The organism is Streptomyces sp. NPDC053513, assembly GCF_044544765.1.
Taxonomy (GTDB): Bacteria; Actinomycetota; Actinomycetes; order Streptomycetales; family Streptomycetaceae; genus Streptomyces; species Streptomyces litmocidini.
The window spans coordinates 22,072-45,798 of sequence record NZ_JBITXP010000006.1; the positions used below are offsets into that span (position 1 = coordinate 22,072).

24 protein-coding genes and 1 tRNA gene are annotated in these 23,727 nt (G+C 73.1%); 13 read left to right on the top strand and 12 right to left on the bottom strand.

Annotated elements, in window-relative coordinates:
- Window positions 1–138 precede the first annotated feature (138 nt).
- The 3 genes from ACIGW4_RS12300 to ACIGW4_RS12310 form a co-directional block, all read right to left on the bottom strand.
- A complete protein-coding gene (locus tag ACIGW4_RS12300) occupies window positions 139–933 on the bottom strand; it encodes an aldo/keto reductase (protein ID WP_185094797.1) in 795 nt (264 codons plus the stop codon).
- Window positions 934–1,134: 201 nt separating this feature from the next.
- Window positions 1,135–2,958: a long-chain fatty acid--CoA ligase gene (locus ACIGW4_RS12305; RefSeq protein ID WP_123456249.1), complete on the bottom strand. Its 1,824-nt coding sequence runs from the start codon at window positions 2,956–2,958 to the stop codon at window positions 1,135–1,137.
- A gap of 318 nt (window positions 2,959–3,276) precedes the next feature.
- Window positions 3,277–4,143 (bottom strand): LysR substrate-binding domain-containing protein, encoded by an 867-nt coding sequence (locus tag ACIGW4_RS12310; RefSeq protein ID WP_359591404.1) that lies wholly within the window; start codon window positions 4,141–4,143, stop codon window positions 3,277–3,279.
- A 123-nt stretch (window positions 4,144–4,266) separates the two neighbouring features.
- Here ACIGW4_RS12310 and ACIGW4_RS12315 point away from each other — a divergent pair, with 123 nt between their 5' ends.
- The 3 genes from ACIGW4_RS12315 (at window position 4,267) to ACIGW4_RS12325 (ending at window position 6,526) form a co-directional block, all read left to right on the top strand.
- Window positions 4,267–5,334, top strand: coding sequence for a bile acid:sodium symporter family protein (locus tag ACIGW4_RS12315; protein WP_398711680.1), 1,068 nt, complete (start codon window positions 4,267–4,269; stop codon window positions 5,332–5,334).
- 290 nt (window positions 5,335–5,624) lie between these two features.
- On the top strand, window positions 5,625–6,146 hold the full coding sequence (locus ACIGW4_RS12320; protein WP_123456252.1) for an isochorismatase family protein: 522 nt from the start codon (window positions 5,625–5,627) through the stop codon (window positions 6,144–6,146).
- Complete coding sequence (locus tag ACIGW4_RS12325) at window positions 6,143–6,526, top strand: (2Fe-2S) ferredoxin domain-containing protein (RefSeq protein ID WP_399580050.1); 384 nt, start codon at window positions 6,143–6,145, stop codon at window positions 6,524–6,526. The genes ACIGW4_RS12320 and ACIGW4_RS12325 overlap by 4 nt, the downstream gene beginning before the upstream one ends.
- Before the next feature lie 35 nt (window positions 6,527–6,561).
- Here ACIGW4_RS12325 and fdhD read toward each other — a convergent pair whose 3' ends face one another.
- Entirely contained in the window at window positions 6,562–7,389 is an 828-nt protein-coding gene (gene fdhD, locus ACIGW4_RS12330) for a formate dehydrogenase accessory sulfurtransferase FdhD (protein ID WP_359591412.1), read from the bottom strand.
- A gap of 244 nt (window positions 7,390–7,633) precedes the next feature.
- Here fdhD and ACIGW4_RS12335 point away from each other — a divergent pair, with 244 nt between their 5' ends.
- The 5 genes from ACIGW4_RS12335 (at window position 7,634) to ACIGW4_RS12355 (ending at window position 10,811) form a co-directional block, all read left to right on the top strand.
- The gene (locus ACIGW4_RS12335; protein WP_399580053.1) at window positions 7,634–8,578 is read left to right on the top strand and encodes a beta-ketoacyl-ACP synthase III; all 945 of its coding nucleotides are present in this window, start codon (window positions 7,634–7,636) and stop codon (window positions 8,576–8,578) included.
- Between the two features lie 146 nt (window positions 8,579–8,724).
- A complete protein-coding gene (locus ACIGW4_RS12340) occupies window positions 8,725–9,282 on the top strand; it encodes a hypothetical protein (RefSeq protein WP_399580055.1) in 558 nt (185 codons plus the stop codon).
- Window positions 9,283–9,383: 101 nt separating this feature from the next.
- Window positions 9,384–10,031: a class F sortase gene (locus ACIGW4_RS12345; protein ID WP_398711675.1), complete on the top strand. Its 648-nt coding sequence runs from the start codon at window positions 9,384–9,386 to the stop codon at window positions 10,029–10,031.
- A 217-nt stretch (window positions 10,032–10,248) separates the two neighbouring features.
- Window positions 10,249–10,336: transfer RNA gene (locus ACIGW4_RS12350), tRNA-Leu, on the top strand.
- A 124-nt stretch (window positions 10,337–10,460) separates the two neighbouring features.
- Window positions 10,461–10,811 (top strand): zinc ribbon domain-containing protein YjdM, encoded by a 351-nt coding sequence (locus ACIGW4_RS12355; protein WP_398711673.1) that lies wholly within the window; start codon window positions 10,461–10,463, stop codon window positions 10,809–10,811.
- Window positions 10,812–10,820: 9 nt separating this feature from the next.
- Here ACIGW4_RS12355 and ACIGW4_RS12360 read toward each other — a convergent pair whose 3' ends face one another.
- Genes ACIGW4_RS12360 through ACIGW4_RS12370 form a run of 3 tightly spaced genes read right to left on the bottom strand, consistent with a single transcriptional unit; the run spans window position 10,821 to window position 12,483 of the window.
- Complete coding sequence (locus ACIGW4_RS12360) at window positions 10,821–11,531, bottom strand: class I SAM-dependent methyltransferase (protein ID WP_123456259.1); 711 nt, start codon at window positions 11,529–11,531, stop codon at window positions 10,821–10,823.
- A gap of 35 nt (window positions 11,532–11,566) precedes the next feature.
- Window positions 11,567–12,049 carry a hypothetical protein gene (locus tag ACIGW4_RS12365; RefSeq protein WP_185094681.1) on the bottom strand — a complete coding sequence of 161 codons (483 nt, stop codon included), beginning with the start codon at window positions 12,047–12,049 and terminating at the stop codon, window positions 11,567–11,569.
- A 5-nt stretch (window positions 12,050–12,054) separates the two neighbouring features.
- The gene (locus tag ACIGW4_RS12370) at window positions 12,055–12,483 is read right to left on the bottom strand and encodes an ATP-binding protein (protein ID WP_123456260.1); all 429 of its coding nucleotides are present in this window, start codon (window positions 12,481–12,483) and stop codon (window positions 12,055–12,057) included.
- Window positions 12,484–12,754: 271 nt separating this feature from the next.
- Between ACIGW4_RS12370 and ACIGW4_RS12375 the strand changes: the two genes are divergently transcribed.
- From ACIGW4_RS12375 to ACIGW4_RS12385, 3 genes are all read left to right on the top strand, one after another.
- Entirely contained in the window at window positions 12,755–13,630 is an 876-nt protein-coding gene (locus ACIGW4_RS12375; RefSeq protein WP_123456261.1) for a helix-turn-helix transcriptional regulator, read from the top strand.
- Window positions 13,631–13,867, top strand: a complete 237-nt coding sequence (locus tag ACIGW4_RS12380; protein WP_015037566.1) for a DUF397 domain-containing protein — start codon at window positions 13,631–13,633, stop codon at window positions 13,865–13,867.
- 73 nt (window positions 13,868–13,940) lie between these two features.
- Window positions 13,941–14,747 carry an SAM-dependent methyltransferase gene (locus ACIGW4_RS12385; protein WP_123456262.1) on the top strand — a complete coding sequence of 269 codons (807 nt, stop codon included), beginning with the start codon at window positions 13,941–13,943 and terminating at the stop codon, window positions 14,745–14,747.
- Between the two features lie 60 nt (window positions 14,748–14,807).
- On the opposite strand, the gene ACIGW4_RS12390 is transcribed toward ACIGW4_RS12385, so the two are convergent.
- Window positions 14,808–16,697 carry a M64 family metallopeptidase gene (locus tag ACIGW4_RS12390; protein ID WP_399580060.1) on the bottom strand — a complete coding sequence of 630 codons (1,890 nt, stop codon included), beginning with the start codon at window positions 16,695–16,697 and terminating at the stop codon, window positions 14,808–14,810.
- 45 nt (window positions 16,698–16,742) lie between these two features.
- Complete coding sequence (locus ACIGW4_RS12395; protein WP_399580062.1) at window positions 16,743–18,113, bottom strand: 6-phospho-beta-glucosidase; 1,371 nt, start codon at window positions 18,111–18,113, stop codon at window positions 16,743–16,745.
- Window positions 18,114–18,226: 113 nt separating this feature from the next.
- Between ACIGW4_RS12395 and ACIGW4_RS12400 the strand changes: the two genes are divergently transcribed.
- Window positions 18,227–18,691 (top strand): YchJ family protein, encoded by a 465-nt coding sequence (locus ACIGW4_RS12400; protein ID WP_398711665.1) that lies wholly within the window; start codon window positions 18,227–18,229, stop codon window positions 18,689–18,691.
- A gap of 31 nt (window positions 18,692–18,722) precedes the next feature.
- Here ACIGW4_RS12400 and ACIGW4_RS12405 read toward each other — a convergent pair whose 3' ends face one another.
- The 3 genes from ACIGW4_RS12405 to ACIGW4_RS12415 form a co-directional block, all read right to left on the bottom strand.
- The gene (locus ACIGW4_RS12405; protein WP_398711821.1) at window positions 18,723–20,720 is read right to left on the bottom strand and encodes an MDR family MFS transporter; all 1,998 of its coding nucleotides are present in this window, start codon (window positions 20,718–20,720) and stop codon (window positions 18,723–18,725) included.
- 183 nt (window positions 20,721–20,903) lie between these two features.
- A complete protein-coding gene (locus ACIGW4_RS12410) occupies window positions 20,904–21,098 on the bottom strand; it encodes a hypothetical protein (protein ID WP_221518607.1) in 195 nt (64 codons plus the stop codon).
- A 379-nt stretch (window positions 21,099–21,477) separates the two neighbouring features.
- Window positions 21,478–22,536, bottom strand: coding sequence for an ATP-dependent DNA ligase (locus ACIGW4_RS12415; protein WP_399580065.1), 1,059 nt, complete (start codon window positions 22,534–22,536; stop codon window positions 21,478–21,480).
- 52 nt (window positions 22,537–22,588) lie between these two features.
- On the opposite strand from ACIGW4_RS12415, the gene ligD reads away from it, so the two are divergent.
- Window positions 22,589–23,611 carry a non-homologous end-joining DNA ligase gene (gene ligD, locus ACIGW4_RS12420; RefSeq protein WP_399580067.1) on the top strand — a complete coding sequence of 341 codons (1,023 nt, stop codon included), beginning with the start codon at window positions 22,589–22,591 and terminating at the stop codon, window positions 23,609–23,611.
- The last annotated feature ends 116 nt before the right edge of the window (window positions 23,612–23,727 follow it).

The window sequence follows — 23,727 nt, forward strand, 5'->3', positions numbered from 1 at the left end:
GGGCGATGAGGCACACGGCTACCGGGGCGACGCGGTACGCGCTCACTGAGGCGGAGCGCCGCCGGGGCGACGCGGCACACGCCCACGGAGGCGACGCACCGCCGAAGCGGCGCGTCGCCTCCACCCCCTGCGACTCCTTCAGGCGCCGACGTTGAACTCCGCCGGGTTCGGGCCGAGTCGGCGGCTCTCGTCGAGGGCGGCGATCGCGTTCAGGTCCTCGGCGTCCAGCTCGAAGCCGAAGACGTCGATGTTCTCGCGGATGCGGGAGGGGGTGACCGACTTCGGGATCACCACGTTCCCCAGCTGGAGGTGCCAGCGCAGCACCACCTGGGCCGGCGTCCGCCCGTGCTTGTGGCCGATCGCCACGATCGCCGGGACCTCCAGGAGCCCCCTGCCCTGGCCGAGCGGCGACCACGCCTCGGTCGCGATGCCGTGCCGGGCGTGCACCTCGCGCGACTCCCGCTGGGCGAGCTGCGGGTGCAGCTCGATCTGGTTGACGGCGGGCACGACCGAGGTCTCGCCGATCAGCCGCTCCAGGTGCTCCGGCAGGAAGTTCGAGACGCCGATCGCCTTCGCGCGCCCGTCCGCGAGGATCTTCTCGAGCGCCCGGTACGTGTCGACGTACGCGTCCTTCGCCGGCACCGGCCAGTGGATCAGGTAGAGGTCGACGTAGTCGAGCCCCAGCCTGTCGAGCGAGGCGTCGAAGGCGCGCAGAGCCGAGTCGTGGCCCTGCTCGCTGTTCCACAGCTTGGTCGTGATGAACAGCTCCTCGCGGGCGATCCCCGACTCGGCGACGGCACGGCCGGTGCCCCGCTCGTTGTCGTAGATCGCGGCGGTGTCGATGGAGCGGTACCCGGCCTCCAGGGCGGTCGCCACGGCGGCCGTCGCCTCGTCGTCCGGCACCTGCCAGACGCCGAAGCCCAGCTGCGGCATGCGCACGCCGTTGTTCAGGAGGACCGAGGGAACGCTGCTGTCCGTGCTCACGTGGGGTGGATCCTTACGTCGTCGTGGTCGTACTCCCATGGTCAACGGACGAGCGACCGTACGCATTCCGGAGGGGGCCGGTCCGCTCGCCGGGGCGCCGGCGCCGGTGGTGCCGGCGCCCCGGCCGGTCCCGGCGTGCGCCGTTCGCCGTCAGCCGTACAGCGCGGCGACCTCCGCCGCGTACGCGCGCTCGATCGCCTTCCGCTTCAGCTTCAGCGAGGGCGTGAGCAGCCCGTGTTCCTCGCTGAACGGGTGCGCCAGGATCCGGAACGTCCGGATCGACTCCGCCTGGGAGACCAGCGTGTTCGCCGCCACCACCCCGCGCCGGATCTCCGTCTCCAGGGCGGGGTCGCGCACCAACTGGGCCGGGGAGAGCGGCGCCCGCCCCTGCATCGCGAGCCAGTGGTCCACCGCCTCCTGGTCGACCGTCACGAGAGCGGCGATGTACGGCCGGTCGTTGCCGACCACGATGCACTGGGCGATCAGCGGATGCGCCCGCACCCGCTCCTCCAGGGCGGTGGGGGAGACGCTCTTGCCGCCCGAGGTCACCAGGATCTCCTTCTTCCGCCCGGTGATCGTCAGATAGCCGTCCGCGTCGAGGACGCCGATGTCCCCGGTGGCCAGCCAGCCGTCGTTGAGGACGGCGGCCGTCGCCTCCGGGGCGTTCAGGTAGCCGGAGAAGACCTGGCCGCCGTGCAGCCACACCTCGCCGTCCTCCGCGATGTGGACCGTCGTCCCCGGGATCGGCTGGCCCACGGTGCCGTACTTGGTCCGTCCGGGCGGGTTCGCCGTGGCGGCGGCCGAGGACTCGGTGAGGCCGTACCCCTCGAAGATCGTGATGCCCGCGCCCGCGAAGAACAGCCCCTGCCTGCGGTCCATGGCCGAACCGCCCGACATCGCGTGCCGCACCCGCCCGCCCAGGGCAGCGCGCACCTTGACGTACACCGTCTTCTCGAAGAACTGGTGCTGCACGCGCAGCGCCGCCGACGGCCCCGGGCCGGTCCCGAAGGCCTTCTGCTCCAGCGCCTCCGCGTACGCGACCGCCACCTCGACGGCCTTGTCGAACGGGCCGGCCCTCCCCTCGCTCTCCGCCTTGCGGCGGGCCGCGTGGAAGACCTTCTCGAAGACGTACGGCACGGCCAGGACGAAGGTCGGCCGGAACGCGACCAGGTCCGGGAGGAGTTCGGCCGCCGCCATCACCGGCTGGTGCCCCAGCTTCACCCCGCCGCGGACCGCCGCGACCTCCACCATCCGCCCGAAGACGTGCGCGAGCGGCAGGAACAGCAGCGTCGAGGCCTGCTCGTCGGGCCGGGAGCGGAACACCGGCTCCCAGCGGCCCATCACCATGTCCGTCTCGAACATCAGGTTCGCGTGGGTGATCACACAGCCCTTGGGGCGGCCGGTCGTCCCCGAGGTGTAGATGACGGTCGCGATCGTCTCCGGGGTCACCGCCCGCCGGTGCCGGTGCACGACCTCCTCGTCGATGTCCGCGCCCGCCGCCGTCAGCTCGCCCACCGCGTCCGCGTCCAGCTGCCACAGCCGCTGGAGCCGGGGCAGCCGGTCGATCACCGAACCGATCGTCATCGCGTGGTCCTCGTGCTCCACCACGCAGGCCGTGACCTCGGCGTCGTGCAGCATCCAGAAGACCTGCTCGGCGGAGGAGGTCGGATAGACCGGCACGGGCTGCGCGCCCAGCGTCCACAGCGCGAAGTCGAAGAGCGTCCACTCGTACCGGGTCCGGGCCATGATCGCGACCCGGTCGCCGAACCGCACGCCCTCCGCGATCAGCCCCTTCGCGAGGCCCACCACCTCGTCCCGGAACCGCTCGGCCGTCACGTCGTGCCACGACCCGTCCGGGCCCTTCCGGCCGAAGGCGACCCGGTGGGGGTCGGCGAGGGCGTGGTCGAACACGGCGTCCGCCAGACCGCCGACCTGAGGCGCCGCCTCGACGGGCGGCACGGTGAACTCGCGCACTGACCTGCTCCTCGACGGCTCGGTGGCTGGAAAAGCCCGTTGTCGCACTCCGTACGGCGCCGGTGACGGTACCCCACCCGACCGGTCGGCGGGAGGGCCTTCACCAAGCCGGGACATTCCGTGTTCTCACAGGTCAGGGCAGGTGAGGCGGTCAAGTCGAGGACGGCTCGGTGAGGTTACCGACCAGACGGTACGCCCTCCGGCGGGGAATCTCCACGGAATCTGTACCGGCCGCTCACTCCCCCACCCCGAAGCGCCCCCGTGGCGTCTTCTCGCCGCTCACCGGGCACACCGGGCGGCCGGTGCCGCGGCCCCCGCTCAGCGCGGCCGGTGCAGCCGGTCGCCGCCCGCCAGGATCGCCTCCGCGAGGGCGTCCGCCGCCTCCTGGGTCTCCCCGCCCCGGCGCCCCTTGCGCAGCACGAAGCCCACGTCCCCGAGCTCCGGGAGCCCCGCGCGGGCCGGCACCGGGACGAGCCCCGGCGGCACCAGGCCCCGCGTGTGCGCCATCACCCCGAGCCCCGCGCGGGCCGCCGCCACGTTCGCGCTCAGGCTGGAGCTCGTGCACGCGATCCGCCACGCCCGGCCCTGCGCCTCCAGAGCCTCCAGGGCCCGCGCCCGGGTGATCCCCGGCGGCGGGTACAGGATCAGCGGCACCGGGCGGTCCGGATCCAGCCGCAGTCCCGGCGCCCCGATCCAGACGAGCGCGTCCTCCCAGACCAGCCGGCCCTCGCTCTCGGTCCCGCGCCGCTTGGCCAGGATCAGATCGAGCCGGCCGGCCGCGAGCCGGGCCTGGAGCGTCCCGGACAGTTCGACCGTCAGCTCCAGGTCGACCTCGGGGTGCTCGCGCCGGAAGGACTCCAGGATCTCCGGCAGCCGGGTCGTCACGAAGTCCTCCGACGCCCCGAACCGCAACCGCCCGCGCAGCCGCGTCCCGCCGAAGAAGGCCGCCGCCCGCTCGTGCGCCTGGAGGATCGTGCGCGCGAAACCGAGCATCGCCTCGCCGTCCTCCGTCAGCTCCACGCGATGCGTGTCCCGGGCGAACAGCGGGCGCCCCGTCGCCTCCTCCAGGCGCCGCACGTGCTGGCTGACGGTCGACTGGCGCAGCCCGAGCCGGTCCGCGGCCCGGGTGAAGCTCAGCGTCTGGGCCACGGCGAGGAAGGTGCGCAGCTGGGTGGGCTCGTACATCCCTCGACGTTATCGCGAACCGTGATGACAGTCAGAGCGCTGTACGGGATTCCCGATCACCGGGCCGTGGCGCAGGATGGACGGGCGCGACCCGCCCCAGCAGTGCACAGAGCAGTGGAGCCCATGACCCCCCGCACGCCCGCCCGTACCGCACGCCGCCCCCTCCGCCCGCCGTCCTGGCTGCCCGTCGACGGGTACGTCCTCGCGCTGCTCGGCACGGTCCTCCTCGCCGTGCTCCTCCCCGCCTCGGGCACCACCGCGAGCGTCGTGAAGGGGACCTCGACCGGGGCCGTCGCCCTGCTCTTCTTCCTCTACGGGGCCAGGCTCTCCACCCGCGAGGCCCTCGACGGCCTCAAGCACTGGCGGCTCCACCTCACCGTCCTCGGCTCCACCTTCCTGCTCTTCCCGCTCCTCGGCCTCGCCGCGCGCGGTCTCGTCCCCGGCGTCCTCACCCCGCAGCTCTACAGCGGCTTCCTCTTCCTCTGCCTGGTGCCGTCCACCATCCAGTCCTCCATCGCGTTCACCTCGATCGCCCGGGGCAACGTGCCCGCCGCGATCTGCGCCGGCTCCTTCTCCTCGCTCGCCGGCATCGTCCTCACCCCGCTGCTCGCGGCGCTGCTCCTCGGCGACAGCGCGGGCGGGCTCTCCGCCGACGCGCTCCTGAAGATCGTGTTCCAGCTCCTCGTGCCGTTCCTGGCCGGGCAGTTCCTGCGCCGCTGGGTGGGAGCCTTCCTCGTCCGCCACAAGAAGGTCCTCGGCTACGTCGACCGGGGCTCGATCCTCCTCGTCGTCTACACCGCCTTCAGTCAGGGCATGGTCGCCGGCGTCTGGCACCTGGTGACCCCCGCCCGGCTCGGCGCGCTGCTCGCCGTCGAGGCCGTGCTCCTCGCGGTGATGCTGGCCGTGACCTGGTACGGGGCCGGACGCCTCGGCTTCGACCGGGCCGACCGGATCGCGATCCAGTTCGCCGGTTCCAAGAAGAGCCTGGCGGCCGGACTGCCGATGGCGAGCGTCCTCTTCGGCCCGCAGGCCTCCCTCGCCGTGCTGCCGCTGATGCTCTTCCACCAGATGCAGCTGATGGTCTGCGCGGTCGTCGCCAAGCGCCGCTCCCGCGACCCGGAGCCCGCCGACGCACCGGGCCGCCCGGCGGAAGCCGCACGAGCGTCCGGGGTCCCGGCGCCGGGCGCGTGACCCCGGACACGTGAGGAACCGCGCCCCGGGGCCCGCCGGCCGCGCCCGGATCCGTTCGCCTCGTGCCCCGGGTCGGTTCGCCCCATGTCCCGGGGTCCGTCCGCTCCGCGCCCCGGTCCCGTCCGCCCACGCTCCGCGCCCCGGGCTCGCCGGCCCTCACCCGCACGCCCCGAGTTCGCCGATCCTCGCCCGTACGTCCCTCCACCGCCCCCGCCCGTACGCCCCCGCCGTCGGCCGGATCACACCCGCACCCCGCCCGGGATGATCATCCGGGCCGCTACGGTGCTCCCATGCCCGCACTCGATCCCGGCAGCACCGCGCTCGTCCTCGTCGACCTGATGGAACGCATCGTCGCGCTGCCCCTCGCCCCCCGCCCCGGCACCGACGTCCTCGCCGCCTCCGCCCGGCTCGCCGACACCTTCCGGGCCGCCGGCGCGCCCGTCGTCCACATCCGCGTCGAACGGCCGAACGTCGAATTCCAGCCGCCCGGCAGCGAGCTCGTCCCCGACCTCGTCCGGGACGGCGACCCCGTCGTCGTCAAGCGCACCATCGGCGGCTTCCAGGACACCGGCCTCCACGAGCTGCTCGCCGGATTCGGCGCCACCACCCTGGTCCTCGGCGGCATCGCCACCAACCTCGGCGTCGAGTCCACCGCGCGCGCCGCCTGCGACCTGGGCTACGACCTCGTCTTCGCGGAGGACGCCATGGCCGCCCTCACCGCCGACGAGCACCGCGCCTCCGTCGACCTGGACTTCCCCCGCCTCGGCACGGTCGCCCCGGTCTCCGCGATCACCCTGGACGGCCCCGAGTGACCCCGGTCCCGATACGGTACGGGGCCCGCCCCTGCTCCCTGGTCGTCTGCCGCGGCTGCTGCTGCGGCGACGCCCGCAAGAACCCGGGCATGGACCACGCGGGCCAGCTGGCCCGCCTCCGGGCGGCCGCCGAGGCCTCCGGGGGCCGGCTGGCCGTCCGTACCAGCGACTGCCTCGGCCCCTGCGCCCAGGCCAACGTCCTCGTCGTCCAGCCCTCCACCGAGGGACGGCGCCGGGGCGGCCGGGCCGCCTGGATCGGCTGGAGCGCGGACGACGACTGCCTCGACGAGGTCCTCGCCTGGACCGAGGCCGGCGGCCCCGGCGTCAGCCCGCCCCCGGCCGCCCTCGCCCTCCAGATGATCGACCCGCCGAAGAACTGACAGAACCGACAGGACTGACAGAACCGACGGGACCCTCAGAGCGCGATCCGGTGCTCGCCCGCGTACACGTTCATGTCCGGCCCGCGCAGGAAGCCGACCAGGGTCAGGCCCGTCTCGGCGGCCAGGTCCACGGCGAGCGAGGACGGCGCGGACACCGCGGCGAGCACCGGGATCCCCGCCATCACGGCCTTCTGCGCCAGTTCGAACGAGGCCCGCCCCGAGACCAGCAGCACGGCCCGCCCCAGCGGCAGCAGCCCCTCCCGCAGTGCCCGCCCCACCAGCTTGTCCACGGCGTTGTGCCGGCCCACGTCCTCCCGTACGTCGAGCAGCTCGCCGTCCTCCGTGAACAGCGCCGCCGCGTGCAGCCCGCCGGTCGAGTCGAAGACCCGCTGCGCCGCCCGCAGCCGCTCCGGGAGCAGGGAGAGCAGCCCGGGGGCGATCCGGAGCGGGGGAGCGTCGGCGATCGGGAAGCGGGCCGTGGTGCGGACCGCGTCCAGGCTGGCCTTGCCGCACAGCCCGCACGAGGACGTCGTGTAGACGTTCCGCTCCAGCGAGATGTCCGGGACCGCCACGCCGGGGGCGAGCTGCACGTCCACCACGTTGTACGTGTTCCGGCCGTCGTCCGTGGCGCCCGCGCAGTACACGATGTTCCGCACGTCCGACGCCGCCGCCAGGACCCCCTCGCTCACCAGGAAACCGGCCGCGAGCGCGAAGTCGTCGCCCGGCGTGCGCATGGTGATCGCGATCGGGCGCCCGTTCAGCCGGATCTCCAGCGGCTCCTCCGCCACCAGGGTGTCGGGCCGCGTGGTGACCGCACCGCCCCGGATCCGCAGGACACGCCGTCGCTCGGTGACCCGTCCCATCGTGACGCACTCGTTTCTCTCCGCGGGAAGGCCGGGAAGGCCCTGACGGCCCCATTCTCCGTCACACCCCTCCATCGGACGCACGTCCGGAGCCGGGCGGGGGGCCGTACCCGGCCCGGGGCCTTGTCACGGTCGACCAAGCGGTAGGGGGGAATGTTGGTGGTTTACGTCACCTGTTACTGATCAGTCGCTGACAACACTGGGGAATCCTGCCGACGAACGAACCACCTAGGGGGTCCCGAGAATGACGGGCACTCGCATCGCCGCGCTCGGGCACTACCAGCCCGCCAAGGTGCTGACCAACCACGACCTCGCCGAGCTGGTCGACACGAGCGACGAGTGGATCCTCAGCCGGGTCGGCATCCGCACCCGGCACGTCGCCGGACCCGACGAGCCCGTCGACGAGCTCGCCGCCCACGCCGCCGGCAAGGCCCTCGCCGCCGCCGGCCTCACCGCCGGCGACATCGACCTCGTCCTCGTCGCCACCTCCACCGCGATCGACCGCTCGCCCAACACGGCCGCCCGCGTCGCCGCCCGCCTCGGCATGGGCTCGCCCGCCACCATGGACCTCAACGTGGTCTGCGCCGGCTTCACCCACGCCCTCGCCACCGCCGACCACGCGGTCCGGGCCGGGGCGGCCCGCCGCGCCCTCGTCATCGGCGCCGACAAGATGACCGAGATCACCGACTGGACCGACCGCACCACCTGCGTCCTCACCGGCGACGGGGCCGGCGCGGCGATCGTCGAGGCCACCGAGACCGACACCGGCGCCATCGGCCCGGTCCTGTGGGGCTCGGTCCCGGAGATGGGCCACGCCGTCCGCATCGAGGGCACCCCGCCCCGCTTCGCCCAGGAGGGCCAGTCCGTCTACCGCTGGGCCACCCAGCAGCTGCCCGCCCTCGCCCGGCAGACCTGCGAACGCTCCGGCATCGCCCCCGAGGAGCTCGCGGGCGTCGTCCTGCACCAGGCCAACCTGCGGATCGTCGAGCCGCTCGCCGCGAAGATCGGCGCCGTCAACGCCGTCGTCGCCCGTGACGTCGTCGACTCTGGCAACACCTCGGCCGCCTCCATCCCGCTCGCCCTCGCCAAGCTGGTCGAACGCGGCGAACTCCCCTCCGGCGGCAGGGTGCTCCTCTTCGGCTTCGGCGGCAACCTCTCCTACGCCGGACAGGTCGTCCGCGTCCCGTAGGGGCGTCCCGCCACCGTTGCCCCGTTCGGCGGAGTCCGGTGGCGGCGCGCCGGGGGCGGACCTAGCTTCGATCGCGGTGAGGGTCGTCCCCTTCCGGCCGCGGAATCGATCCGTCTCCGGGCCCTCCCATGATCTGGAGGACCGCCATGCGCGTGATACGTGCCGCTTCCGCCGCCCTGCTCGGCGCCGTCGCCCTCGTGACGGTCGCGCCCCTGGCGACGGCCGACGACGGCGACCACGACATCACGTCGTTCGGCTTCTCCGTCACCCCCGCGACGATCGCCCCCGGCGGCACCGTCACCCTCACCTCCGACGGCTGCGAAGTGCCCTCCGTGACCGTCACCTCCACCGTCTTCGAGACCGTGACCCTCAGCGAGGGCCGCCCGGGCACCGCGACCGTGGACCTCGACGCCAAGGCCGGCACCCAGTACGAGATCACCTTCGACTGCAAGGGCGAGCGGGGCACCACCAAGCTCACCATCGCCCAGGACGACACCACCGGCGGGAACACCGGGCACGACACCGGCACCGGCACGCACACCGGAGCCCACAAGGGCGTGAAGGCCGGCTACGGCACCGCAGCCTCCGGCGCGGACGCCGACGGGCTCGGCGCCACCGAACTGGTCACCGGCGTCCTGCTCATCGTCGGAGCGCTCGGCGCCGCCGTCGTGCTGACCCGCCGCCACGCCGGCGGCCGCGCCTGACGGCCCGGACCCGGGGGACCCGAAACGGCCCCTCCGCCCCGGTGTGACGAGGTCCGGGACGGAGGGGCGCCAGCACGCGCGGAAGGCGGAGGAGGGCGGACGTGGGGCGTTCGGACGGTACGGGAGGGCGTGGCGCCTGGGGCGCCGTCGCCGTCGTCCTCCTCGTCGGGGTGCACCTCGTGCGCGGCGGTACGGGGGAGTTCACGGCCCTCGGGCCGCCGCAGCCCCTCGCCGCGGCGGCGCCCGACGGGACACGGGCCGCCCTCGCGCCCGTGGCCGCCCCCGCCCCGCTGCCGGCCTCGCCCCCCGTCCGGGTCCGCGTCCCCGCCGTCCGCGTCGACGCCCCCGTCACTGCCGTCGGGCTCGACGCCGACGGCTGGATCGAGGCGCCGCCGCCCGAGGACGACCGGCTGGCGGGCTGGTTCACCGGGGCGGTCACCCCCGGCGAGCGCGGCACCGCCGTCGTCGTCGGCCACGTCGACACCCCGAACGGCCGGGCCGTCTTCTACGACCTCGGCGCCCTCGGCAAGGGCCACCGCGTGGAGGTCGTCCGGAGCGACGGCAGGACCGCCGTCTTCGCCGTGTACGGAGTGGAGGTCGTCCCCAAGGAGGGCTTCCCCGCCGAGCGGGTCTACGGGGACGCGGGCGTCCCCGAACTGCGGCTGATCACCTGCGGCGGCACCTTCACCGAGGAGGGCGGCTACACGGGGAACGTGGTGGTCTCGGCCCGCCTGGTCGAGGTCCGTTGACCTCTTCCAGGTCAACCGACCTGACGGACTCCCGCCGAAGGATTGGCCCGGACCGCGTCCCGGTCGTCAGTGTGGCCTCCACGGAGCCGGCGTCGGGGGGCGCCGGGCTCCCGCCCGGTACCGGCTGACCACGGGAAACGCTGGTGAAAGGCGCCGCGAACCCCTGGTAGAGTTATCTCTGTCGCCGCGGGGGAAACCCCGGAGCGACGATCACCCGGTCCGGGTGGCGGAATGGCAGACGCGCTAGCTTGAGGTGCTAGTGCCCTTTATCGGGCGTGGGGGTTCAAGTCCCCCCTCGGACACCATGCGGAAGTGCCGGTCGATCTCGTGTCGACCGGCACTTCCCGTTTTCCCGACCGTCCCTCTCCGTTTTCCGTCGCCGGGTCATCGTCCGAGGTCAGGGGCGTGGGTGCCGCTTATCCTGGGGGAGTGAACGAGACCATTCCCCCCTGCCCCCAGTGCGCCGGCGAGTACACGTACGAGATGAACGACCTCGTGGTGTGCCCGGAGTGCGGCCACGAGTGGGTCCCCGCCGAGGACGCCGCCGAGACCGAGGGGGAGCGCGTGATCAAGGACGCCGTCGGCAACGTGCTGAACGACGGCGACACCGTGACCGTCGTGAAGGCGCTCAAGGTCAAGGGGAACCCCTCCGGCATCAAGGCCGGCACCAAGGTCCGCAACATCCGCCTCGTCGACGGCGTCGACGGACACGACATCGACTGCCGCATCGACGGCTTCGGCGCCATGCAGCTCAAGTCCAGCGTGGTCAAGAAGGCCTGACCCGGCGCCCTAAGCCTTCCGCGCCACCACCAGCCTGCAGCGCGGGCTGCCGTCCTCGCGGCGGCCCAGGGAGCCGATCGGGACGAGGGCGACCTCGAAGCCCGACTCCTCCAGCCGGGCGCGGACGTCCGCGAGGCGGAAGGTGCGGTAGTACATGACGAACGGCGGCCGCCAGAAGGCGTTCCTGACGCGCATCGCCGCGTCGAAGCCCCACAGCGTCCAGTAGAGGCGGGATCCGACCGGCGGGGGCGCGGGAAGCGGGAAGGCGAAGGTGCCGCCGGGGCGCAGGGCCGCGTGGACCTGGGCGAAGAGGGTGCGCTGGTCGGCCGGGAGGAAGTGGCCGAAGGCGCCGAAGCTGACCGCCAGGTCGAAGGCCGGGCCGAAGGGGAGGGCCAGGGCGTCGGCGCGGACCAGATCGGCGTCCGGGTGGGCCTCCCGGGCCCGGGCCAGCATGCCCGTACTGAAGTCGACGCCCGTGATCCGGCCCGCGCAGACCGAGCGGAGCACACCGAGACCGGCGCCGGTGCCGCAGCAGACGTCGAGCCCCGAGCCGAAGGGGCCGAGGCCCTCCAGGGTCTCGGCGACCGCGTCGAGGAGCCGGTCGGAGGTGCGGAAGGGGGTCGCGTCGAACTTGCCCGCGAGCAGGTCGTAGCCGTGCTCGACCGAGGAGAGGGCCTGGACGGCCAGCTCGCGGAGGCTGGGGCCCTGCGGGGTGAACATGCGTCGAGCCTAGGCGGTCGTGCCTCCCCCGCGTGTCAGAGCGCGCTGCCCACCGGGGGCGCCGGCCAGGACGGGGTGGTTCCCGTCAGCTGGCAGGCGAGGAGGTAGAGGGGGATCGGCGGGGTGTAGGGGGAGGTGCCGTCGGGGTGGTGGATGAGGCGCGGGCCGCGGTCCGGGATCTCGGCGCCGGGCGCGTAGCAGGCGGGCAGCGGCCAGGTGAGGTCCTGGTCGGAGCCGGCGGGGACCAGCCACCACCACCACTCGGAGTCGGCGTAGACGCAGCCCTTGGCGGGGAGCCGGGAGAGGATCTTGAAGCCGAAGCGGGCGGGGACGCCGACGGCGTCGCAGCCGAGCCCGGTGCGGAGTCCGACGGGCACGGTGAGGCGGGTGGCGCCGAGCTCGTGCGCGCCCCGGATGCGGTCGCGGGCGCCGGGGAGGGGTTCCGGTGAGCGGCGCGGGACCGGTACGGAGGCGGCCTCGGGGGTCCTGAAGGACCGCGGGAGCATGCGGATCGCCATGGACCTCAGCACGGTTCCCCCATGCCGTGGGCGAGTTCCGCCCAGACGACCTGCGCCGTGCCGTGGCCGGTGCGGTCGGCGCCCCAGGCGGTGCAGAGCGCGTCGACGATGAGGAGTCCGCGGCCGCGTTCCTCCTCGCCGCAGTCCCGTATCCGGGGGCCGGCGGGGCCGCCCTCGTCCCGTACGGCTATCCGCAGGGTGTCCTCGCCCTCGCGGAGCTCGCAGACGACGCGGTCGCTCGCGGTGTGCACGACGGCGTTGGTGACGAGCTCGGAGACGACGAGGGCGACCGTGTCGCGTATCTCGGGACCGCAGCCCCAGAGGATGAGCCGCTCCTCCGCGAGCCGGCGGGCCCGGGCGACGGAGCCGGTGAGGGCCGGGAGCTCGAAGGCGAAGCGGCGGACGGGATCGGTGTGGTGCGGGCGCTGGGCCATGACCCGAGGGGCTCGAGGGCTCATGAGACCTGAGGGCTGCGCGTTACCAGAAGCCACGACCGGTTCCTCACAACAGTGGGCAGGACTGCCGTACGGCGCTGGCGCCGGGGCGCGGTGGCGCACGGCGGCAGCGTGTACTGGTTCACCGGAACACTGTCCTCCTGAGTCGGACACTTGGCAAGTGGCACTCTGAAAATTGCAGAGTGCCGTGTTCTCTCTGGCCCGGCTTCGTGGCACACTCGTCGAAACAGCGCGTCGGGGAGGTCTGAGAGTGAGCGAGCCGCGGTCCGCCCCGACGGTGGGACAGGTCGTCCTCGGAAAGCGACTGCAGGACCTGCGCGAGCGGGCCGGCATGAAGCGGGAAGAGGCCGCGAAGATCCTCCGAGTGGCCCCGGCCACCGTCCGGCGGATGGAGACCGCCGAGGTCGCGCTGAAGATTCCGTACGTGCAGCTCCTGTTGAAGGAGTACGGGATCACGGACTCCGAGGCGGAGGGCTTCGTCGCCCTCGCGGAGGAGGCCAACCTCCCCGGCTGGTGGCAACGGTTCCACGACGTGCTGCCCGGCTGGTTCTCCATGTACGTCAGCCTGGAGGGGGCGGCCAGCCTCATCCGGGCCTATGAACCCCAGTTCGTCCCCGGTCTGCTCCAGACCGAGGAGTACGCCCGCGCCATTCTGCGCAGCGGGGCGGTCGGAGGCGGCAGCGACGCCGCCAGGGAAGAGGACACCGAGCGCCATGTAGCCCTTCGCATGGAGCGCCAGTCCCTGCTGACCAGGGACGACGCCCCGAAGCTCTGGGTGATCATGGACGAGACGGTGTTCCGCCGACCGGTCGGTGACGGGCCCGAAGTGATGCGCGACCAGCTCGACCGGCTGCTCGAAGCGTCCGAGCTGCCGAACGTCACCCTGCAGATCGCGGAGTTCGCGTCCGGCCACCACCCCGGCACCTACGGACCGTTCGTCCTCTTCCGCTTCGCCATGCCCGAACTCCCGGACATGGTCTACAGCGAGTACCTGACCGGCGCGGTCTACCTCGACGCGCGTCCCGAGGTGGCATCCCACCTGGAGGTCATGGACCGCATGGCGGCGCAGGCCGCGACTGCACAACGCACGAAGGAGATCCTCCGGGATCTCCGCAAGGAGCTGTGAATGGATCGCATATACAACGGCATGCCCGCCGCGGAGCTCGGTGCCGAGGGTTGGCACAAGCCCTGGAGCGGCGGGAACGGGGGCAACTGCGTGGAGGCCATGAAGCTGGCCGACGGCAGAGTCGCCGTGCGACAGTCCGCAGACCCTGAAGGACCAGCGCTCATCTACACCCACGGGGAGATCGCCGCTTTCATCCAGGGCGCCAAATCCGGTCAGGCTGACTTTCTGCTGACCTGAACCTTCCGCCCCGGCCCTACCATCGCGTAACTCTTGTAGCAGCGCCACCCGTTCAACCCGACCAGGAGAGCCGATGACCCAGGATCCCGCAGCCGTACGGATCGACACCAGCAAGCCGCATCCGGCGCGCATGTACGACTGGTTCCTGGGCGGCAAGGACAACTACCCGGTCGACGAGGCGATGGCGCGCCAGCTGCTCACCGTCGACGCCCGGGGCCGGGACATGGCCCGCGTCAACCGGGCCTTCATGCACCGCGCCATCCGCTGGCTCAGCGCCCACGGCGTCCGCCAGTACCTGGACGTCGGCACGGGCATCCCGACCGAGCCCAACCTGCACCAGATCGCGCAGGAGGCCGCGCCGGAGTCCCGCATCGTCTACTGCGACAACGACCCGATCGTGCTCGCGCACGCGGCCGCCCTGCTGCGCTCGACCCCGGAGGGGGCCACCGAGTACATCCAGGCGGACGCCCGCGAGCCCGAGATCATCCTCGAAAGGGCCGGAAAGGTCCTTGATTTCGACCAGCCCATCGCGCTGTCGATGCTCGCCCTGCTGCACTTCGTGGGGGACGAGGACGGCGCGTACGAACTGGTCTCCAAGCTCGTCGAGAAGCTCGCGCCGGGCAGCTACCTGGTGCTCTCGCACGTCACCGGGGACTTCAACCCCGAGGGCGCGGCGCAGGCCGCCGCCATGTACAAGGCGCGCGGGCTGACCCTGCGGCCCCGCTCGCGCGACGAGCTGGCCGCGTTCTTCGACGGCCTCGAGTTCGTCGAGCCCGGGGTCTCGCTCACCGCCGAGTGGCACCCGGAGCTGGGCGAGCCCGTCCCAGTCCAGGGCGACGAGCCCATCCCCGGGTGGGCCGCGGTGGCCCGCAAGCCCTGACCCGGCCCGAACGCGGAGGAGGGGCCCGCCGGCATCGCCGGCGGGCCCCTCCTCGTTCCGCTACGGCTCCACCAGCGTCACCAGGAAGCTCCGCGCCGGGCCGATGTTGCCGGCCGCGTCGATCGTCCGGTACTCGACGGTGTGCGTGCCGTGGTCCGGGGTCGCGTCGTCCCACGGCACCGCCCGGCTCCGGCCCAGCTTCCCGTACACCAGGCCGTCGATCACCGTGCCGCCCGGCGAGAAGCGGAAGGGCGCGGAGGCGTCCGTCGGCCAGCCGTAGTACGTGTACCAGCCGTCGCCGTCCACCCGGAACTGGCTCACCACGGCGCCCGCCCGGTCGTCCCGCGCGGTCAGCCGCATCGTGAACGCGGCGTCGTAGACGTACTCCACGGGGCGCCCGGGACGCCGTACCGTCCGCAGCGGCTCGGACAGTTCGTACGCGGCGGTGGCCGGGCGGGCGTCCACCGTCCAGCTCAACTCCTCGTCCGTGCCCGCGAGGCGGGCCGTGAGGGTGTGCGTCCCCGGTGCGATCCGCAGCGAACGCAGGTCCAGATCACGGTCGTCGCGGCCGGCCGTCGCGACCGGACGGCCGTCGAGACGCCAGCGCACGGCGGGGGTGCCGTCCACCGCGTGGGTGGTGTCCGCGTGGACGACGCTCCGGGCGCCGACGGGGGACCCGGTCGGGGTGTGGCCGGTGAAGCCGGGCGCCTCCGGGCTCCGTACGGTGGTCAGCGAGGGGTCCACCGTCCAGTCGACGGTCCGGGTGAGCGCCGCCGAGGCGCGGACCGCCGGGTCGCGGACGAAGGGCGTCGGGTCGGTGACCGTCGCCGTCAGGGCGTGCGTGCCGGGGGAGACCCGCAGCCTCCGCAGGTCGACGGTGCGGGCGCCACGGGTGTCGAGGGTCCGGCCGTCCAGCTTCCAGGTCACGGAGAGCGCGCCGCCCACCGGGTGCAGGGTGTCCACCCACACCGTGCGGTCCGCCCCGATCGGCGCCGTGTTCGGGGTGTGGTCCTGGACCAGGTTCACCTTCGCCGAGATCGCCCGGACCATCACCTCGCGCTCCACCTGGTCGAAGGCGTAGCCGAGGGTCTTCATGAGGGAGTGCCGGCTCGGGCGCCAGACGCCCTTCGTGCTGTACATCCCGCCCTCGTGGCGGCCGATGACCCCGCCGGACTCGCTCTCCTCGCCGAGCCAGCGCCACCACTTGGCCCGCCGCTCCCGCATCTGCTCCTCCGTCAGGAGCGTGTGGTGGGCGGAGGACGGTTCGGCTCCCTCGTAGGCTCCGCCCGGGACGCCGCGCGCGTAGTAGTCGTACTCGTCCTGGAGGCCGCCGAGCGAATGCCCTATCTCGTGCGGGGTGATGAGCGAGGAGAGCGCGTTGCCGCCGGAGGCCGTGGCGTAACTCCCGCCCGCACCGCCGTAGGTGTCGCTGTGGGCGAGGGCGACGATCTGCCGGTTGGCGCGGCCGGTGCCGGGGACGAGGTCGGCGAGCGCGCCGGCCTTCCGGCTGTCGACGGTGAGCAGCCGCTGCACGCTGTCCGGATCGCAGCCGCCCCAGAAGCCCATGTCGAGCGCGGTGTCCCGGGCGGGGGCGGCGAGGCCCGGGTCGCAGTCCACGCCGGACTCCGCCGAGGGGACCTCCACCGCCCACACGTTGATGTACGAGCGGTACGAGGCGAAGGGTTCGACGGACCACAGGGTGTTGAGGTGCCGCTCCAGGTCCGCCCGGAAGGCGGGCATCTCCGCCGCGGTGTAGCCGTCGCCCATGAACACCAGGTTGAACCGCCGGTCGGCGGGCCCGGTGGTCTGCACGGGGACGACGGTCGGCCCCTCGCCCGGAGTGGGCGTCCCGGCGGCCGCCGGCGCGGTTCCCGCCAGGCCGGCGGCCAGCAGACAGACCGCGGCGAGGCGGGCCGCCGCACGTCGAACTCCCTTGCGCTGTGAGGTCATGGGGCGCGAGCCTAGGCCGCGCCCCCCGCCCCGTAAAGGTGTTCGTCAGCCGTCCGTACGCGCCCGGCCGTCTCGGCTTCGCAGCCAGGCAAGCCCCGGGTGCTCCGCCGTGTAGCCCTCCACGAGACGGCGGGCCACCGCCACCGAGTCCACCAGCGGATGCAGCGCGAAGGCCTTGACGGCCGTCGCCCGCGAGCCGCTCTCCACGGCGGCGAGGACCTCGCGCTCCACCGCCTTCACGGCGGTCACCAGGCCGACGGCGTGGTACGGCAGCGGGGCCACCGACACCGGATGGGGGCCGTTCGCGTCCACGAGGCACGGCACCTCGATCACCGCGTCCGCGTCGAGCACCGAGAGCGTCGAGCCGTTGCGCACGTTGAGGATCAGCGTGGTCCGCTCGTCCCGGGCGATCGCCCGCATGAGCGCGAGCGCGACCTTCTCGTAGCCGCCCGACTCCAGGTCCTCCTCGTCGCGGTCCCCCATCCCGGCGGCCTCCCGGTTGGCCGCCATGTAGGTGGCCTCGCGGTCGGCGAGCGTACGGTGCCAGGCGGCGAGGGCCGGGGTGTCGGGCTTGGCCATCTCCTCGTAGAAGCCGCCCTGTTGGTCCCGCAGGTACGCTCCGCGCGTCCGTTCGGCCGTCCGGTAGGCGTGCACCGCCTCCCGGTTGAAGTAGTAGTAGTGCAGGTACTCGTTGGGGATCGCGCCGAGCGAGCGCAGCCACTCCGGGCCGAAGAGCCGGCCCTCCTCGAAGGAGCCGAGCGCCTCCTCGTCGGCGAGCAGCCGCGGCAGCAGGTCCCGGCCGCCGACCCGCAGCCCCCGCAGCCAGCCCAGGTGGTTGAGGCCCACGTAGTCGATCCAGGCCTCGTCCGGGTTCGCGCCCAGGACGCGGGCGACCCGGCGGCCGAGGCCCACGGGGGAGTCGCAGATGCCGATGACCCGGTCGCCGAGCACCCGGGACATCGCCTCCGTGACCAGACCGGCCGGGTTGGTGAAGTTGATGACCCAGGCGTCGGGGGCGAGTTCGGCGATCCTCCGGGCGATGCGGTCCGCCACGGGCACGGTCCGCAGCCCGTACGCGATGCCGCCCGCCCCCACCGTCTCCTGGCCGAGCACGCCCTCGGCGAGCGCGATCCGCTCGTCGGCCGCCCGCCCCTCCAGACCGCCGACCCGGATCGCCGAGAACACGAAGTCCGCACCGCGCAGCGCCTCGTCCAGATCGGTCGTCGCCGTCACCGCCGGCGCGTCCGGCACCCCCTCCGCCTGGTCCGCGAGGACCCGCGCGATGGCCGAGAGCCGCCCCTCGTCGAGGTCGTGCAGGGTGACGTGGGTGACCCGCCCCTCGGCGTGGTCGCCGAGCAGGGCGCCGTACACCAGCGGCACCCGGAATCCGCCGCCTCCGAGAATCGTCAGTTTCATGGTCGTACGCTACTCGGACGAGCCTTCTGGGCAGCGGGATTCCGGGCCGCCGTCCACGGTCCCGTCCACATGCCGGGCGCCTCCGCGATCCTCCGGTGGGGGACAATGACGCCATGTCCCGACGCAAGACCCGCCCCCGCACCTCCCCGGCCTCCCGTACGGCTGCGGCCGCCGCCGCGCCCGCCGTGACCGCGACCTCGCCCTGCCCCTGCGGCCTCGACGCCGCGTACGGCGCGTGCTGCGGCCGGTTCCACTCGGGCACCGGCGGCACGGCGCCCACCGCCGAGCTCCTCATGCGCTCCCGTTACAGCGCCTTCGTCGTCCGCGACGAGGCCTATCTGCTGCGCACCTGGGCACCGGAGACCCGGCCGGGCGAGGTCGACTTCGACCCGGGAACGCGCTGGGCCGGCCTGGAGATCGAGGGGACCACCGAGGGCACCGCCTTCCACCAGCACGGCACCGTCACCTTCACGGCCCGCTACGTCCACGACGGCGAGACCGGCTCCCTCCACGAGCGGAGCCGTTTCGCCCGCCACGGGGGCGCGTGGGTGTACGTGGACGGGGACTTCCTCGACTGAGCCGGGCCCCTTGCCCGGCCGGCTCCCGTGCTCAGCGCGCGCCCGCGCCCGCCGTCACCCGTTCCCTCGGGAGTCCGCTCGCGAGGTCCTCGGCGACGATCTTCTTGGCGATGGCGTCCGTCGCCACCCGCAGCTCGGGCCCGCTGGGCCGGCCGCGCTCCTGCGCGACGACGTCGGAGAGCCACTCGCCCCAGGCACGGGTGATGACCTCCGCCTCGCGCTTGCCCGCCGGCGTGTGGGAGAGGAGATTGCCGTCGCGGGTGAGGAAGCCCTCGTCGACCATGCGGTCGAAGACCGGCAGCAGCACCTCGGGCGGCACCCGCCGGCCGGCCGAGATCAGGCCGAGGCTCGCGTGCCCGACCGTCCGCGTGAAGAGTTCGACCTGCATCACCGCCCAGGCCCCGGCGATGTCGAGCCGGGTGTCGGAAGCGGCGACGATCCTCCGGGCCGTCTCGTAGTCGGTGCGCCGCAGGATCCGGCCGACGACCAGTTCGAGGAGCTTCTCCGAGTCGCCGGACATGGTGGGGGAGCCGAAGCCCTCGCCCATGTCGGGGGCGGCGGAGCGGGCCGAGTCGCGCAGCTCGACCTGCTTGAGGAAGAGGGCGACGACGAAGCCGACGGCCGCGACCGGAACCGTCCAGAGGAAGACGGTCTGCAGGGTGTCCGCGTACGCCTGGACGATCGGCTCGGCGATCCGCGGGGGCAGGCCGTGGAGCCCCGCCGGGCTCTGCGCGGCCTGCGCGATCCCGGCCGGGTCCACACCGAGGCGCCGGGCGACGGCGGCGGCCTCGACGACCCCGCTCGTGAGGTTGGGCCGGAGGGAGTTGGCGTAGATCGTGCCGAAGACGGCCGTGCCGAAGGAGCTGCCGAGGGTGCGGAAGAAGGTGACGCCGGAGGTGGCGGTGCCGAGGTCGGCGTAGTCGACGGTGTTCTGCACGGCGATGGTCAGGACCTGCATGCACAGGCCGATGCCGGTGCCGAGGACGAACATGTACAGCGATTCCAGCCAGGTGCCGGTGTCCGGTCCCATGAGGGAGAGCAGGAAGAGGCCGACGCCCATCACCAGGCACCCGACGATGGGGAAGATCCGGTAGCGGCCGGACCTGCTGACGACGTTGCCGCTGAAGATCGAGGCGATGAGCAGGCCGATGACCATGGGCAGGGTGCGGATGCCGGACATGGTCGCCGACTCCCCGTCGACGTACTGCAGATAGGTCGGCAGGAAGGTCATCGCGCCGAGCATGGCGAAGCCGACCACGAAGCTGAGCACGGAGCAGACGGTGAAGACCGGGTTCCGGAAGAGCCGCATGGGCAGCATGGGCTGGACCGCCCGGGTCTCGACCCAGCAGAACAGGGCCAGGGCGACGAGACCGCCCGCGAAGAGCCCGATGATGACGCCGGAGCCCCAGGCGTACTCGTTGCCGCCCCAACTGGTCGCCAGGATAAGGGCGCTGGAGCCGACGGCGACGAACGCGATGCCGGCGTAGTCGATGACCGGCCGGCTCGCGGAGCGCACCGAGGGGATCGAGCGGGCGGCGGCGATGACGACGAGGATCGCGATGGGGACGTTCACGTAGAAGGCCCAGCGCCAGCTGAGGTGGTCGGTGAACAGACCGCCGAGGAGCGGGCCGACGACGGTCGAGACGCCGAACACGGCCCCGATCGCGCCCTGGTACTTGCCCCGGTCGCGCAGGGGGATCACATCGGCGATGAGCGCCATCGAGGTGACCATCAGACCGCCGGCGCCGATGCCCTGGAGACCGCGCCAGACGATCAGCAGCGTCATGTTGGTGGCGAGTCCGCAGAGGAACGAGCCGGTGATGAAGACGACCGCGGAGATCTGGAAGATCACCTTGCGGCCGAAGAGGTCGCCGAACTTGCCGACGAGGACGGTCGCGACCGTCTCCGCCAGCAGGTACGAGGTGACCACCCACGACATGTGGGCGGCGCCGCCGAGGTCCGAGACGATCGTGGGCAGGGCGGTGCCGACGATCGTCTGGTCGAGGGCGGCGAGGAGGACACCCAGCATGATCGTGCCGAAGACGATGTTGCGGCGGCGGCTGTCGAGCACGGGCGGCTCGGTGGCGGCCGGGGGCGCGGGCGCTGCGTCGCTGGTCGTGGTCACTCTCGCAGCGTCACACCGCCACCGCCCTCACGCATGCGGGGGACGGCCGGAGGGGGTACCCCCTCAGACGGCCGGAGAGGGTACCCCTCAGGGGGTGACGGGCAGTCGGGGGTGGTGCTTGGCGAGGATCTTGTTGGCCCGCGCCAGGGCGGCGAGCGCGTGCTCGCGGTCCGCCCGGTCCTCCGCGCAGAGCGGTCCCCGGAAGCGGTACACCTCGCGCGCCGCGCAGTCCGCGTCGACCTCGGCCTGGAGGACGTGCAGCGGCAGGCAGGCGCCGATCATCGCGGCCACGCTGTCGGGGATCGGGACGGGAACGAGGCGCGAGGGCGAGGTGATCACGGGTCAGTCCTAGTCGGTCCGGGGAGGGTACGGAAGAGTCTCCTCTCCATACGTACCGGATGACCGTCCGGGTTCCGGCACGGCGGTGTCGCGGCCGGGTGACGGCGGGGCGGGCCACCGGGGGAGCGGACGGGCCGGACCGGGCGGAACCGGCGGCCGGAGGCCGGGGCGTTCCCGCAGGTACGGGGCCGGGCGGCGGCCGCCGTATCGGGCACCGTCCCCGCGCCCCGCCCGGAAGCCCGATACGGGCGCGGGCGGTTCGGGCATGCCGAATGTGTGGCATCTCACGTTGCGCCCCGGCCGACTCTCCGGGCCGGGGCGCCTACGCGAAGATCTCCGCCAGGTCGTACGAGACGGGCTCCCTCAGCTGCTCGTAGCCGCAGGACTCCGGCGTCCGGTCCGGGCGCCACCGCTTGAACTGGGCGGTGTGGCGGAAGCGGTCCCCCTCCATGTGGTCGTATCCGACCTCGCAGACCCGCTCCGGCCGCAGCGCCACCCACGACAGGTCCTTCTTGCCCGACCAGCGGCTGGGAGCGCCCGGCAGCCGGGCGCTCTCGTGCGCGGCCTCGTCCGTCCACGCCGCCCAGGGATGCCCGTCCGAGGGGTCCGTCCGGAGCGGCTCCAGCTCCTCGACGAGCTCGGCGCGGCGGGCGGCGGTGAAGGCCGCGCACACACCGACGTGCTGGAGGGCGCCCTGCTCGTCGTACAGCCCGAGCAGCAGCGAGCCGACCACGGGACCGCTCTTGTGGAAGCGGTATCCGGCCACGACGACGTCGGCCGTCCGCTCGTGCTTGATCTTGTACATGAGGCGGGCGTCCGGCCCGTACGCCAGGTCGAGCGGTTTGGCGATCACCCCGTCGAGGCCGGCGCCCTCGTACTGCTCGAACCAGCGTGCCGCGAGCTCGGGGTCCCGGGTCGCGGGGGCCAGGTGGACGGGCGCGTCGACTCCGGCGAGGGCCGGCTCCAGGGCCGCCCGGCGCTCGCTCAGCGGGGCGTCGAGCAGCGAGGCGTCCCCGAGGGCGAGCAGGTCGAAGGCGATGAACCGGGCCGGGGTGGTCTCGGCGAGCAGGCGGATCCGGGAGGCGGCCGGATGGATCCGCTCGGCGAGCCGGTCGAAGTCGAGGCGGCCGTCGTGCTCGACGACGATCTCCCCGTCGACGACGCAGCGCTCCGGCAGCCGGGCCGTCAGCGCCTCGACGAGCTCGGGGAAGTAGCGGGTGAGCGGCTTGCCCGTCCGGCTGCCGATGACGAGCTCCGGCCCGTCCCGGTGCACGATCGCGCGGAAGCCGTCCCACTTCGCCTCGTACTGCATCCCGGGCGGGATCCGCTTCACCGGCTTGGCCAGCATCGGTTTCACGGGCGGCATCACCGGAAGATCCATGGGGAGATTGTCCGGCATGCGGCAGTTGTCGGCACCCCCTAGGCTGACCGGCATGGCAGGCGAGGCGGCAGCGGTGGAGCTCCAGGCCGGCGACCGGACCGTGCGGGTCTCCAGCCCCGACAAGGTGTACTTCCCGGAGCCCGGCTACACCAAGCTGGACCTGGTCCGGTACTACCTGGCCGTGGGTGACGGCATCACCCGCGCCCTGCGGAACCGCCCCACCACCCTGGAGCGCTACCCCGACGGGGTGGCCGGCGAGTCCTTCTTCCAGAAGCGCGCCCCGAAGCACCTCCCGGACTGGATCCCGACGGCCCGCATCACCTTTCCCAGCGGCCGGACGGCCGACGAGATGTGCCCCACCGAGCCGGCGGCCGTGCTCTGGGCGGCCAACCTCGGCGCCGTCACCTTCCACCCCTGGCCGGTGCGCCGGGACGACACCGACCACCCGGACGAGCTCCGCATCGACCTCGACCCCCAGCCGGGCACGGACTACGCCGACGCCGTCCGCGCCGCCCACGAGCTGCGCGCGGTCCTCGACGGGCACGGACTGCGCGGCTGGCCGAAGACCTCCGGCGGCCGGGGTCTCCACGTCTTCGTACCCCTCCTTCCCGAGTGGACGTTCACCCAGGTCAGGCGGGCGGCGATCGCCTGCGGCCGGGAGCTGGAGCGGCGGATGCCGGACCGGGTCACGACGCGGTGGTGGAAGGAGGAGCGCGGCGAGCGGATCTTCGTCGACTACAACCAGATGGCCCGGGACCGCACGATGGCCTCCGCCTACTCCGTCCGCCCCCGGCCGAACGCCCCCGTCTCGGCGCCGCTGAGGTGGGAGGAGATCGGCGAGGTCGTGCCGCAGGACTTCGACATCAGGACGATGCCGGCCCGGTACGCGGAGGCCGGCGACGTCCATGCCGACATGGACGACGAGCGGTTCGGCCTGGAGTCGCTGCTCGAACAGGCCCGGCGGGACGAGGCGGACCGCGGTCTCGGCGACCTGCCGTATCCGCCGGAGTACCCGAAGATGCCGGGCGAGCCGAAGCGGGTGCAGCCGAGCCGGGCGAGGAAGGGGCAGGAGTAGGGGAGGAGGGCCGGGACGCTTCCGGGTGGGCGTCACCGGCCCTCGCGGATCACTCTAAAACAATACGAACGGTCGTGCTAGCATTTTTTCCATCCAGGACGACCGAGGAGATCCGG